Source organism: Streptomyces sp. NPDC050161 (assembly GCF_044460025.1).
In the GTDB taxonomy this organism is placed as follows: Bacteria; Actinomycetota; Actinomycetes; order Streptomycetales; family Streptomycetaceae; genus Streptomyces.
In genome coordinates this window covers 228,689-242,127 of record NZ_JBITJM010000006.1, presented here as the reverse complement: position 1 = coordinate 242,127, position 13,439 = coordinate 228,689, and the positions used below count along the sequence as shown (strand labels likewise).

General features: G+C 73.5%; 9 protein-coding genes. 7 read left to right on the top strand and 2 right to left on the bottom strand.

Features of this window, described 5'->3' with window-relative positions; all coding sequences use genetic code 11:
* Positions 1–158: 158 nt before the first annotated feature.
* Together ACIBK8_RS13430 and ACIBK8_RS13425 are read left to right on the top strand one after the other, a co-directional pair.
* A complete protein-coding gene (locus tag ACIBK8_RS13430) occupies positions 159–965 on the top strand; it encodes a S1 family peptidase (protein ID WP_399041889.1) in 807 nt (268 codons plus the stop codon).
* A gap of 189 nt (positions 966–1,154) precedes the next feature.
* Positions 1,155–4,235, top strand: a complete 3,081-nt coding sequence (locus tag ACIBK8_RS13425) for an endo-alpha-N-acetylgalactosaminidase family protein (protein WP_399041888.1) — start codon at positions 1,155–1,157, stop codon at positions 4,233–4,235.
* A 51-nt stretch (positions 4,236–4,286) separates the two neighbouring features.
* Here the strand turns inward: ACIBK8_RS13425 and ACIBK8_RS13420 are convergent, their stop codons facing one another.
* On the bottom strand, positions 4,287–6,050 hold the full coding sequence (locus ACIBK8_RS13420) for a beta-galactosidase family protein (RefSeq protein ID WP_399041887.1): 1,764 nt from the start codon (positions 6,048–6,050) through the stop codon (positions 4,287–4,289).
* A gap of 141 nt (positions 6,051–6,191) precedes the next feature.
* Between ACIBK8_RS13420 and ACIBK8_RS13415 the strand changes: the two genes are divergently transcribed.
* Positions 6,192–7,079 carry a helix-turn-helix domain-containing protein gene (locus ACIBK8_RS13415; protein ID WP_393679372.1) on the top strand — a complete coding sequence of 296 codons (888 nt, stop codon included), beginning with the start codon at positions 6,192–6,194 and terminating at the stop codon, positions 7,077–7,079.
* 515 nt (positions 7,080–7,594) lie between these two features.
* On the opposite strand, the gene ACIBK8_RS13410 is transcribed toward ACIBK8_RS13415, so the two are convergent.
* Complete coding sequence (locus ACIBK8_RS13410; RefSeq protein ID WP_399041886.1) at positions 7,595–9,028, bottom strand: MFS transporter; 1,434 nt, start codon at positions 9,026–9,028, stop codon at positions 7,595–7,597.
* Positions 9,029–9,305: 277 nt separating this feature from the next.
* Here ACIBK8_RS13410 and ACIBK8_RS13405 point away from each other — a divergent pair, with 277 nt between their 5' ends.
* Genes ACIBK8_RS13405 through ACIBK8_RS13390 form a run of 4 tightly spaced genes read left to right on the top strand, consistent with a single transcriptional unit; the run spans position 9,306 to position 13,416 of the window.
* Positions 9,306–10,832: an aldehyde dehydrogenase gene (locus tag ACIBK8_RS13405; protein WP_399041885.1), complete on the top strand. Its 1,527-nt coding sequence runs from the start codon at positions 9,306–9,308 to the stop codon at positions 10,830–10,832.
* A gap of 45 nt (positions 10,833–10,877) precedes the next feature.
* A complete protein-coding gene (locus ACIBK8_RS13400) occupies positions 10,878–11,807 on the top strand; it encodes a VOC family protein (RefSeq protein ID WP_399041884.1) in 930 nt (309 codons plus the stop codon).
* Positions 11,804–12,616, top strand: a complete 813-nt coding sequence (locus tag ACIBK8_RS13395) for an aspartate dehydrogenase domain-containing protein (RefSeq protein ID WP_399041883.1) — start codon at positions 11,804–11,806, stop codon at positions 12,614–12,616. Before ACIBK8_RS13400 ends, ACIBK8_RS13395 begins: the two co-directional genes overlap by 4 nt.
* The gene (locus ACIBK8_RS13390) at positions 12,613–13,416 is read left to right on the top strand and encodes an alpha/beta fold hydrolase (RefSeq protein ID WP_399041881.1); all 804 of its coding nucleotides are present in this window, start codon (positions 12,613–12,615) and stop codon (positions 13,414–13,416) included. The genes ACIBK8_RS13395 and ACIBK8_RS13390 overlap by 4 nt, the downstream gene beginning before the upstream one ends.
* Positions 13,417–13,439: the final 23 nt, after the last annotated feature.

The following is a 13,439-nucleotide window of genomic DNA, read 5'->3' as shown; positions in this document are numbered from 1 at the left end:
CACATAATCACAGGGCGCTTTACGGACTCATCCCCCACTGGGTCCGGACGCCTTGAAGTGTGCTGCCCTTCTCCACGCGAACCGTCCGGCGGCGCACACCGGCTCCGGTGGGACACGAGCTCGTCATCGACGTGCAACCCCCCACGAAAGGAAGCCCGTTGCGCAGCACCCTGAAGCACCTCAAGAGAACCACAGCCCTCGGTGCGATAGCCCTCGCCGCCTTCAGCCTCCAGCCCGGCACGGCATCCGCCGCCCCCGCGCCCGACCCCTCCGGTGTCCACACCAAGGTCGTCGGCGGCACCAAGGCCGAGCAGGGTGAATTCCCCTTCATGGTCCGGCTGTCGATGGGCTGTGGCGGCGCGCTGTACGCCAAGGACATCGTCCTCACCGCCGCGCACTGCGTCGACGGCAGCGGCCCCAACTCCGACATCACCGCCACCGCCGGTGTCGTCGACCTGGAGGACTCCGCCGCCGTCACCGTCAAGTCCAAGGAAGTCCTTCAGGCCCCCGGCTACAACGGCAAGGGCAAGGACTGGGCGCTGATCAAGCTGGAGAAGCCGATCGACCAGCCCACGCTGAAGATCGCGCAGGACGACAAGCTCAACAACGGCGACTTCACCATCGCCGGCTGGGGCGCCGACAAGGAAGGCGGCGACCAGCAGCGCTACCTCCTCAAGGCGACCGTCCCGTTCATCGACGACGCCACCTGCGGCAAGGCGTACGGCGACTCGCTGACCCCGGGCGACGAGATCTGCGCGGGCAAGCTCGACACCGGCGGCGTCGACACCTGCCAGGGCGACTCGGGCGGCCCGATGTTCCGCAAGGACGACGCGGGCGAGTGGCTCCAGGTCGGCATCGTGTCGTGGGGCGAGGGCTGCGCACGGCCCGGCAAGCCCGGCGTCTACAGCGAGGTGAGCACCTTCGCGGCCGACATCCAGAAGGCCGCCGGCGAACTCGGCAGCTGAGCCGGAACCGCGCCGGGGCGCAGAACGGGCGGCGGCCCGCCCTGTGCCCCGGCGCGGCCCCGCGTCAAGGGAACGCCGGCCCGCATCCGTTAGTCCAACACCTGTCCCTCCTTTGTCCATAGGCGCACCCGCCCCACCGGCCGCACGCTGTCCGGCGACAGCAGTGCAGGTGCCGAGAAGGAGGCGCGCGTGAACGAACAGACAAAGGGCCGCGGCGGACCCAGCCGCCGCGAGATCGTCGCCGCCACCGCCCTCGCCTCGGCCGCCACCGCTCTGCCGCTCGGCGCCGGTCCGGCGTCCGCCGCACCCCGGGCGGGCGAGGCCGTCCTGCGCTCCCGGGAGTTGACGGTCCGCGTCGCCACCGACTTCCCGCGCATCGTCGCCTACACCGACCGCGCCACCGGCGCCGTCCTGCACGGCCAGGAGACCGCCGTGCACCAGGTCCTCATCGACGGCACCGCCCGCACCCCGCAGGTCACCCACCGCACCCGCGCCGACCGGGCCGCCTACACCCTCACCTTCGACGGCGGCACCGAGATCACCGTCGAGATCGCGGTCGCCGGACGGCAGGTCCACTGGCGGGTCACCGGCATCGACGACACCCCCGCACGGCCCGTCGGCACCCTGGAAATCCCCGGCCTCGCGCTGCTCGCCGTCCGCAGCGACCAGCCCGCCCCGACCCTGCTCGCCGCCCGCATCGACCTCGACAAGGCCACCAGCGGCGACACCCTGGTGCAGGTCACGCCGGACACCGAGCCCGACGAGGCACCCACCGGATGCGCGTACGCGGTGGTGTCCACCGGTGAACTCGCCGCCGCCGTCGAGACCAACACCGTCCACGACCTGCCGTCCGGCGCCACCGCCTGGGAGAACGGCAGACTCCGGCACCAGGCCGTGCGCGGCGACGGCTTCGTCACGGCGCAACTCGGCTGCGGCCAGTGGACCCACCGCGCGGCCGGCGCGCCGTGGGACGCCACCGAACCGCTGCCCTACGCGACGGTCGTCGTCACCGGCGACCGCAACGGCGACGGCAGGGCCGACTGGCAGGACGGCGCCATCGCGCTGCGGGACATCATGATCGTGCCGCGCGGCGCCGACGAACAGCACCTCCGCGTCGTCCCGCACATCCCCTTCAACTTCGCAGGCCAGGCCACCAATCCGTTCCTCGCCACCCTCGACAACGTCAAACGGATCGCGCTGGCCACCGACGGACTGCGGCAGTTCACCCTCCTCAAGGGCTACCAGTCCGAAGGACACGACTCGGCGCACCCGGACTACGGCGGCAACTACAACACGGGGGCCGGCGGACTCGACGACCTCAACGCGCTGGTGCGGGCCGGCAAGAAGTGGAACAGCGACTTCGCGGTGCACGTCAACGCCACCGAGTCCTACCCCGTCGCGCACGCCTTCTCCGAGAAGCTGGTGGACAAGAACGACGAACAGTGGGACTGGCTCGACCAGTCCTACCGGATCGACGCCCGCCACGACCTGCTCTCCGGCGGCATCGCCGCGCGCCTCGCACAGCTGCGCGCACAGACCGACCCCGCGCTCAACATGATCTACTTCGACGTCTTCCGCGAATCCGGCTGGAACTCCGACCGCCTCCAGCGCCACCTGCACGACCAGGGCTGGCAGGTCACCAGCGAATGGGGCCACGGCCTGGAACGCTCCTCGCTCTGGTCGCACTGGGCGAACGAGACCGACTACGGCGCCGACACCTCACGCGGCATCAACTCCCGGCTGATCCGCTTCCTGCGCAACCACCACAAGGACGTCTTCGCCGACAAGTGGCCCACCTTGCTGGGTGCGCCCCGGATGGGCAACTTCGAGGGCTGGGTCGGCAAGACCGACTGGCACGCCTTCACCGACGTCATCTGGCGCGACGCGCTGCCCGCCAAGTACCTCCAGGCGTACCCGATCCGCACCTGGGCCGCGCACGAGATCACCTTCGAAGGGCCGACGAAGACCGCCGTATCCGACGCGGACGGCACCCGGAAGATCACCACCGACGGCCGGCTGGTCTACGACGACGGCCGCTACCTGCTGCCCTGGGAGCCGCGCAGGGCCACCGACCCGGACAAGCTCTACCACTACAACCCGCAGGGCGGCAGCACCCGTTGGACCCTGCCACGCGGCTGGTCGGAGACCACCGCGGTGTACGCGTACCGCCTCACCGACCAGGGCAGAACCCAGGAACGGCGACTGCCGGTGCGCGGCGGCGCGGTCACCGTCGACGCGGACCCCGGCCACCCCTACGTCCTTTACCGCACCAAGGCCCCGGCGCAGCAGGACCCGCGGTGGGGCGAGGGCACCGGCATCGGCGACCCGGGATTCCACTCCGGCGGGCTCGACGGCTGGCAGGTGGCGGGGCCCGCCCGCGTCGAGACGAGCACCCTGGGCGACTACGAACTGGTCATCGGCGCGGGCGCCGCCGCCTCGGTCAGCCGGCGCCTCGACCGGCTGGCGCCCGGCAGCTACGCCGCGTCCGTACAGGTCGAGGTCGGCGAGGCGGCGGGGGAGCGGCGCCGGGCCGCCCTGGAGGTGCGCACCGCCGACGGGGTCACCGCGGCCAACTGGACCGAGACCTCCACCGCGGGCAATTACGTCGCCGCCGACCGCAAGCACGGCACCCGCTTCCAGCGGATGTTCACCCCCTTCACGGTGCCCGACGGCGGCGGCCCCGTCACCCTCGCGCTGACCGCGGCGGCCGGAAAGGCGCGGGTGCGCTTCGACAACATCCGGGTGGTGCGCGCCGAGCGCAGCACCGAGCGGGACACGCTGGCGTACGAGGACTTCGAGCACGTCCCGCAAGGCTGGGGCGTCTTCGTCAAGGGCGACGCGGGCGGCTCGACGGACCCGCGCACCCATCTCACCCAGCGGCACGCGCCGTTCACCCGGCGCGGCTGGAACGGCAAGGCGATCGACGACGTCCTGGACGGCGGCCGGTCACTCAAGTCGCGCGGCGAGAACACCGGCGTCGTCCACCGGACCGTGCTGCACACCGTCCGCTTCCTGCCGGGCCGCCGCTACCGCGTCACCTTCCGCTACGCGAACGAGAAGGCCGGCCAGTACGCCTGGATCACCGCCGTCGACGAGCCCGCGGCCCGCGAACTGAGCCGTCGCCCGCTCCCGGTCGCGACCCGACCCGCCACCCTCACCTACGAGTTCACCGCACCCGACCGCGGCGAGGCGTGGGTGGGGCTGCGCAAGGTCGGCGACGACGCGAAGGCGGAGTTCGTCCTGGACGGCTTCGAGGTCAGGGAGGTGTGAGGCAGGCACGCCGGGGTTCCGGGGGCGTCCCGGAACCCCGCACCCGGGCGCTCACGGCACCAGCCGCGGCTCCCCCGGCGTGCCGTCCGGCGGCGGCCCCTCCAACTCCAGCACCAGCACCTCGTTCGCCCCCTCGCGCAGCACCGGGCCCGGCACGTACAGCGCTTCCTGCGGTCCCACCGACCAGTAGCGCCCCAGCGGGAAGCCGTTCACCCACGCGAACCCCCGCGTCCAGCCCGGCAGTTCGAGCATCGCGTCGCCCGCCCCGCCCGCCGGTACGGTGACCGTCCCCCGGTGCAGCCCGCGCGCACCCGGCAGTCCGGGCCCGAACGGCAGCCGCGCCACCGCCGCCGCGTCCTCCAGCGCGTCGAGACGCAGCCCGCGGGCCCGTACGCCGTGCAGGAACTGCCGCTCGTGCAGCACCCCGCCGGTGAGGCCCTTGGACTCGGCGAGACGCGGCCCGTAGTTGACCCGCCCCAGGGACTCCACCCACAGCTCCACCACGGCGGGCCCCGACACCGGCCCGAGCACCGCGTCCTCGGTGTCGACGACCGGGCCCGGCACCCCGTCCACGAACGTCACCGCACGGTCCCGCAGCCCCCGCACCCGCAGCTCGTACGGGCCGCGCGGCCCGGGGACCGTCAGCCGGTAGCGGACCAGGCCCCGGTCCACGTCCAGTTCCTCGAACGTCGGCGGCACCCCGGCGCGCACCTCGGCACCGCCCAGCGCGTCCGTCACCGCGTCGAGCCCGGCCCACCCCGCCGGCCGTACGGCGGCGGGCGCGCCGAGCACCGGGCAGGGGGCGGGCGGCTCGGGCAGCGGGCCCGGTGCGTGCGGGGCCAGCACCTCGCGGAAGCGGTGGAACTTCTCGGTGGGACGGCCGCGTTCGTCGATCGGCGCGTCGTAGTCGTAGGACGTGACCGTCGGCCGGAGCGGGCCTTCGTGCAGCGGGCCCGCGCGGTTGGCGCCCGCCAGACCGCCGAAGCTGGTGCCGCCGTGCGCCATGTAGAGGTTGACCGAAGCCCCCTGGTCGAGGATCTCGCGCAGCGCGCCGGCCGCCTCCAGCGGATCGCGGGCGGCGGGCCCCGCGCCCCAGTGCGCGAACCAGCCGCACCAGAACTCCATGCACATCAGCGGCCCGTCAGGCTGGTGGCGGCGCAGCACGTCGAACGCCTCGCGGGCGCCCGAACCGAAGTTGACGGTGGCCAGCGCCCCCGGCACGCTGCCGCCGGTCAGCATGTGGTCTTCGGGCCCGTCGGACGTGCACAGCGGCACCGTCACACCCAGGTCCCGCAGCAGCCCGGCGAGCCACGCGAGATAGGCCGGGTCGGACCCGTAGGACCCGTATTCGTTCTCCACCTGCACCATCAGCACCGGCCCGCCGTGGGTGCACTGGCGGGCGACGACCTGGGGGAGCAGCCGGCGAAACCACGCCTCGACCGCCCGCAGGTACTCCGGGTCGCGGGTCCGCACCCGGCGGCCCAGCGGCCCGGTCAGCCAGTGCGGCAGCCCGCCGTTCTCCCACTCGCCGCAGATGTACGGTCCCGGCCGGACCAGGGCCCGTAGTCCCGCCCGGTCGGCGGCGTCCAGGAAGCGGCCGAGCGCCCCGGTGTCCCGCAGGTCGCCACGGCGTGGTTCGTGCACGTTCCACGGGACGTAGGTCTCCACGCAGTTGAGGCCCATGGCGCGCAGCATCGTCAGCCGGTGGTCCCACTGGTCCTCGTGCACCCGGAAGTAGTGCAGCGCGCCGGACAGCAGCCGCAGGGGCCGCCCGTCCAGCAGGAAGTCCCGCTCGCCCACCAGGAATTCGCTCACGTCGCCCGCCCCGCCTCTCGTCGGCCCCGCCCGTCCTTGCCGGTCACCTTCGCCCTCTGGCGGTGCGGCGGTCCATGGACAAAGATCGGCGTTGTTTGGACGGAGCGGCGGCCGTGCGGGCGGCGGTGGGAGGTCCCGGGGATGTACCACACCTGGATGCGGTATTTCACGCCGGGCCCGGTGCACCACCGGCTGGGCCTGGTGTGCCTGGGCGTCGGGTTGCAGCACGGCGCGCTGCCCGCGGTGGGGCCGCGGGTCCTGGACCATCACGTCGCCGTCGTCATCAGCGCGGGCCGCGGCTGGTGCACGGGCCCGGACGGGCGGCGGCAGGACGTCACCGCCCCGGCGCTGCTGTGGCTGGTGCCGGGGGTGTCCCACCACTACGGGCCCGACCCGGAGACCGGCTGGGACGAGAGCTTCGTCGACTTCACCGGGCCGGTCGCCGACACGTACACGGAGCTGGGCTACATCGAGCCGGGGCGGCCGGTGGTGCCGCTCACCGACACCGTCGCGGCCCGTACCGCCGTGGGGCGGATCGCGCGGGCGGCGCGGCGTGGCAATCCGCTGCTGGAGGTGGAGGCTTCGGCGGCGGTGCACGAACTGCTCGTCGCGCTGCGGCGGGCGCGGGCCGACACCGACGCGGACGGCGATCCGGTGCTCCAGGCGCTGGCCAGGGACGCGTTCCAGCCGCTGTCGGTGGCCGAGCACGCGGCGCGGCACGGCATGAGCCCGGCCGAACTGCGGGTCGCGGTGCGGCGTGGGGCGGGGTGCAGTCCCAAGGACTACCTGCTGGGGATCCGGCTGGGGCGGGCCAAGGAGCTGCTGGTGGCCACCGAGCTTCCGGTGGCTGCGGTGGCGCGGCGGGTCGGCTACGACGATCCGGCGTACTTCAGCCGGCTGTTCACCCGGCGGGTGGGGACCGCCCCGGTCCGCTTCCGCGCGCGGCAGGGGCGGAGCGTGCCGGGCGGGTGGTCGGACACGGTGCCCGATCCGGATGATCCGCCGGTGGTGAGCGGGCGGGTGGGGTGAGGCGGGGGCCGGTGGGTCGCTTGGTGTTGGTGGGTGGGGTGGGTCGGAGGGGCCGTACCGGGTCGTCTCCTCGACGCATGTGCCCTCGGCTACGCGTCAAGAAGCTGCCGGCATGGGCACCTGTCGCTGCGGGGACGACCCGGTACGGCCCCTCCGACCCACCCGGTCTCGTACGCGGCTGACTGCCGGTGGACCCTTCCGCCGCGCGCCTCGGCCTCCGGCCGCGTTCGTCCCGTACGTGGCTGAATGCTCCCCGCAGGGGGGTCGTTGACGGGAGCGTCCGGGCGTCCGCAGTCGGGTACGCAGGCCGGAGGGGGCGTACCGGGGGCTCCCCGCAGCGACAGGTGCCAACGCCGGCAGTCTCTTGACACGTAGCCGAGGGCACATGCGTCGAGGAGAGACCCCGGTGCGCCCCCTCCGGCCCCGCGGCACCTCACAGAGGCCGCCAGCGGCAGTCCCCACAGACGGCCGGCACGGTGTCCGTCACGGGTAACTCCCCACGCCCCCGGGCCCGTTCAGGGCGAGACCTCCTCCAGCGGCCGGTCGGTGGTTTCCTCCGCGAAGAACGCGGCGGTCAGCGCACCGGCCAGCGCCACGGCGCCCAGCGTGACGAAGACCGCGCTCAGACCGGTGCCTCCGGCGTAGACCGCGCCGACGATCAGGGGCCCGAGGATGACGCCGACGCGGTTGAGCGCACCGCCGACGCTGCATCCGAGCGCCCGCATCCGGGTCGGGTACAGCTCCGGTGTGTAGAGGTACAGGCAGATGTTGGAGCCGAAGAAGCAGACCGCGGCCAGTGAGGTCCAGACGAGGACCTGGACGGGGGTGCGGGCGCCGAGCGCGGCGAGGACGAGCAGGGTGGCGGCGGTGCCGCCGAGGAACAGGGCGAAGAGCCGGCGCCTGCCGACGCGGTCGACGGTGAGCGCCGCCACCAGGCAGCCGAGCAGCCCGGCGACCGAGGTGACGGTGGAGTAGAGCAGCGCGTCGGCCAGACCGAGGTGGAACCGGCTGCCGTAAATGGTCGGCAGCCACGACGAGATGCCGTAGTTCACGAAGTAGCCGGTGAACCAGAGGGCGCCGAGCACGAGCGTACGGCGCCGGTAGCGGCCGGTGAACAGGCCGCGGATGCCGGTGGCGGCGCGCTCGGCGGCGGTGGCGGGGGCCACGGTGCGGGCGCCGGGTGAGGAAGCGGGTGCGGCCGGGGCGTCCGGTGGCGCGTCCGGCAGCGGCTTTCCCGTGGCGGCCTCGACCTTCGCCTCGATCAGCGCCATGGTCGCCTCGGCCTCCCGCATCCGGCCGCGGTCGGCGAGCCAGCGCGGCGATTCGGGGACCTTCCGCTGCACGAGGACGGCGAGCAGTCCGGGGAGCGCGGCCAGGGCGTACATCCAGCGCCAGCCGAGTGCGGGCACGATCCAGGCGGCGCAGAGCGCGCCGATGGTGAGGCCGGCGGGGAAGACCAGTTCGTAGAGGAGGACGAAGCGGCCACGGCCCAGGCTGCGGGTGATCTCGCTGATGAAGGTGGCGGCGACGGGCACCTCACCGCCGATGGCCAGGCCCTGGACGAAGCGCAGCAGCATGAAGGGGGTGGGCCCGGTGCCGGCGGCGAGCGCGAGGGAGGCGACGCCGGAGACGCCGATGCACAGGGCGATGACCTTGACCCGGCCGATCCGGTCCGCCATCCGGCCGGAGAACAGCGCGCCGATGAGCATGCCGATCGATCCGATGGTCAGGACGAGGGCGGACGAGGCCGTCGACAGGCCCCATTCCTGGCGCAGTTCGGGCATCGCGTAGGCGATGAGGAGTTGGTCGAAGGCTTCGAAGAAGGTGACCACGCCGATGAGGACGCGGACGGTGACGTGCCATCGGGACAGCGGGAGTCGTTCGAATCGGGCGGCGATGGCGGCGCGGGCGGCGCCGGTCTCGCGGTCCGGGGAGGCGGCAAGGCTCATCCGGGATTCCTCCAGACCCGCTCGGAAAGCGGGTGAGGGACGAGGGGGAGGGCGGCGGGCGCGGTGTGGGGTGGCCGCTTGATGGCCCGTCCGTAAGTGCAAAGTTTCTAAGCGCTTAAGTTCTACCGATCCGGGGGGTGTGGTCGTCAAGAGGTTGACCAAGGGAACTTTTTCCGTGCTGAGGGGTTGCCAGTAAATAGTTAAGTGCTTAGATTTCTGGCGCTGAAGCAATCAGCGGAACGGGCAGAGCGCTCAAGTCGCCTTCAGGAGGCCGCGGATGACCGTCGAAGAGCCGGCGGGGCACCTGGTGCCCGCACCGGATTACACGCCGGACGAGGTACTGGTCGCGGGGGAGTGGCGGCGCGGCAACGGCGCCCCGGTCGAAACCGTCGACCCGGCCACCGGCCGCACCCTCGCCGTACTGGCCGGAGCCGACGCCGCCGACGTCGGCGAAGCCGCCCGCCGCGCCGCCGTCGCCGCCGCCGACCCCGCCTGGCGCGAGCTGCCCGCCCACCGGCGCGCCCGGCTGCTGCACCGCATCGCCGAACTGATCGAGGACGGCGCCGACCGGCTCTGTGCGCTCCAGACCGCAGACACCGGCAAGTGCCGCGCCGAGACCCTCGCCCTGGTGCACAGCGCGGCCGGCACCTTCCGCTACACGGCCGCCGTCCTGGAGACCGCCGAGGACGCCGTCACCCCGGCCCGCGGCGACTACGTCACGCTCAGCGTCCACGAACCGATCGGCGTCATCGGCGCCATCACCCCCTGGAACTCGCCGATCGCCAGCGACGCCCAGAAGGTCGCCCCCGCTCTGGCGGCGGGCAACGCCGTCCTGCTCAAGCCCGCCGAATGGACCCCGCTCGTCGCCCTCGCGCTCGGCCGGATCGTGCACCACGCCCTGACCGAAGCGGGCCTGCCGGCCGGACTGCTGTCCGTCCTGCCGGGGCCCGGCCGCGTCACCGGCGACGCCATCGTCCGCCACCCCGCCGTCGGCAAGGTCACCTTCACCGGCGGCACCCGCACCGGCCGCGGCATCGCGCGCCTGGCCGCCGACAAGGTCATGCCCGTCTCGCTGGAGCTGGGCGGCAAGTCGCCGACCATCGTGTGCGAGGACGCCGACACCGAACAGGCCCTGGCCGGCGTCCTGTTCGGCATCTTCTCCTCCAGCGGGCAGAGCTGCATCGCCGGCTCCCGGCTGTTCGTCGCCCGCTCCCGCTACGACGCCTTCGTCGGTGAACTCGTCGACCGGGCACGGAAGTTGCGGGTCGGTCCAGGTACCGACCCGGACACGCAGGTCGCGCCGCTCGTGCACCACGCGCACCGCGATCACGTCGCCGGCTACGTCGACCTCGCCCGCAGCGAGGGCGCCCGGGTGCGGTGCGGCGGTGCCCCGCCCGAAGGCGAGCGCTACCGGGACGGCGCGTACTACCTGCCCACCGTCCTGGACGGACTGCCGCACTCCGCCCGCGCCTGCCAGGAGGAGATCTTCGGCCCCGTCCTGGTCGCGCTGCCCTTCGACGACGAGGACGACCTCGTCGCGCAGGCCAACGACACCGTCTACGGCCTGGCCTGCGGCCTGTGGACCCGCAGCGCCGCCACCGCCTGGCGGCTGGCCCGCCGGATCGACGCGGGCACGGTGTGGATCAACACGTACAAGCAGTTCAGCAGCTCCACCCCGTTCGGCGGGATGAAGGACAGCGGACTCGGGCGGGAGAAGGGGCGGGACGGCATCCGCGCCTACCAGCGCCAGAAGAGCCTCTACTGGGGCACCGCAGCCACCCCGCTGCCCTGGGCCGGCAGCTGACCCGCGCCCGCCGCACCCCACCCACCCCGAAGGAGACCGGAACCGATGCCGCACGAGCCCATCGCCAGGCTCCGCGCGCTGCGCGCCGTCGAGCTGCACACCCCCGCCCTCACCGAATCCACCGACTTCTACCGCGAGGTGTGGGGCCTGGAGGTCGTCGCCACCGAACCGGGAAGCGCCGGCTGGCTGCGCGGCACCGGGCCCGAACACCACGTACTCGGCCTCACCCGCGCCGACCGCACCGGGCTCGGCAAGATCAGCTTCGCGGTCGCCACCCCCGCCGACGTCGACGAGGCCGCCCGCCGCCTCGAAGCCCGCGGCATCGTCCCCGTCCACGGCCCCGGGCCGCTCGACCAGATAGGCGGCGGCTACGGACTGCGCTTCGCCGACCCCGAGGGCCGGCTCCTGGAACTCAGCGCCCACGTCGAGGCCGCCGCCCCGCGCGGACGCGACGGCGCACTCCCCGTCGGCGTCACCCACACCGTCCTCAACACCACCGACATCGACGCCTCGGTCGCCTTCTACCGCGACGTCCTGGGCCTGCGGGTCTCCGACTGGTCCGAACACCAGATGGCGTTCCTGCGCTGCAACGCCGACCACCACTGCATCGCCTTCAACCAGGCCGAGTGGGCCTCCCTCAACCACGTCGCCTACGAGATGACCTCCGTCGACCACTTCATGCGCGGCCTCGGACGGCTGCGCCACCACGGCATCACCCCCCGGTGGGGGCCCGGCAGGCACGGTCCCGGCGACAACACCTTCGCCTACTTCACCGACCCGTCGGGGCTGGTCTGCGAATACACATCCGAGGTCGCGCAGATCGTCGAGGACGCCTGGATCGCCCGCGTCTGGCGCCGCACCCCCGAACTCTCCGACCTGTGGGGCACCGCGGGGCCGCCGTCCGCCGACATCCGCCGCCACATGGCAGGCACCCCCGACCCCGGCCCGCTCGCCACCCCGAAGGGAACCGCATGACCGCCGCACCGACCGCAGCCCCCCGCCGCATCGGCCTCATCGGCTGGGGCGCCATCGGCCGGGTCGTCGGCACCGCACTCGCCGACGGCCTGCTGCCCGGCGCCGAACTGGTCTGCGTCATCGACAACCGCCCGCTCGGCGACACCGCCCCGGCCCCCCAACTCGCCATCGGTGAGGCGCTGGAGCGCTGCGACCTGATCGTCGAGGCCGCAGGACAGGGCGTCGTCCGTGCCCACGGAGAGCAGATCCTCACCTCCGGCACCGACCTGCTGATCGCCTCCACCGGCGCGCTGACCGACGACGCGCTGACCGGACGGCTGCGCACCGCGGGCCCCGGCCGGGTGTACTTCACCGGCGGCGCGGTCGGCGGCCTCGACCTCCTCCAGGCCGCCTGCTCCCTCGGCCCGCTCACCGAGGTGCGGCTTACCACCACCAAACTGCCCGCCACCCTCGAACAGCCGTGGATGGACGCGGAGTTGCTGGCCAGGATGCGGACCGCCACCGGCCCCGTCGAGGTGCTGCGCGGCACCGCACGCGAGGTACCGGCGAAGTTCCCCCGGTCGACCAACGTCGCTGCCTCGGTGGCCCTCGCCGTCGGCGACCTCGACGCGGTGCAGGTCAGCGTCGTCGCCGACCCCGCCGCCCGGCACACCAGGCACCTCATCGAGGCGACCGGCGGCCACGGCAGCTACCGCTTCGAAGTGCGGCACCTGCCCGACACCGCCAACCCGGCCACCAGCCGGGTCGTCCCGCACGCGGTGCTGCGCAGCCTCGCCGCCCTGTCGGGACGCAGCGGGATGATCCTGTGAGCGCCCCCTACGACCTCGCGGGACTGCACGTCGAGGAGGCCGGCGACCACGGGCCGCTGCTGCTCTGCCTGCACGGCATCGGCTCCTCGTCCGCCTCCTTCGCCCCGCAGTTCGCCACGCTCGGCGCCCAGCTGCGGCTGCTCGCCTGGGACGCACCCGGATACGGCGCATCGGCCGACCCGCAGGGGCCGCTGGACCTCGACACCTACGCCGACACCGCAGCCGCCCTGATCCGCGCCCGCGGCGGCTGCGCCCACGTACTGGGCGTCTCCTGGGGCGGCGTCATCGCCCTGCGCCTCGCCGCCCGGCACCCCGCACTCGTCGCTTCGCTGATCATCGCCGACTCCAGCGCGGGCTCCGGCACCGACCAGGACAGGGCCGACGCGATGCGCGCCCGTGCCGCCGAACTCGCCGCCGCAGGACCGCGCGCCTTCGCCGAGCGCCGCGGCCCCCGCCTGGTATCCGACACCGCACCCGCCGCACTGGTCCGGCGCGTCGTCGACACCATGGCCCGCTCCGTACGGCTCCCCGGCTACCGCTACGCCGCGGACTCGATGGCCGCCGCCGACCTGCGCGGCGACCTGCCCGGCATCACCGCCCCCACCCTCGTCCTGTGCGGCGACCGCGACCGGGTCACCGGGCCCGACGCCAGCCAGATCCTGGCCGGCGCGCTGCACAGGTCCGCGTACGTGATCGTCAAGGACGCCGGTCACCTCGCCAACCAGGAGCAGCCCGAGGCGTTCGACGCCTGGCTCCTGGCCCACCTCCGGATCGCCGCCCACCCGGACGCCGACCGGTGACCACCGACACCCGCCACACGAAA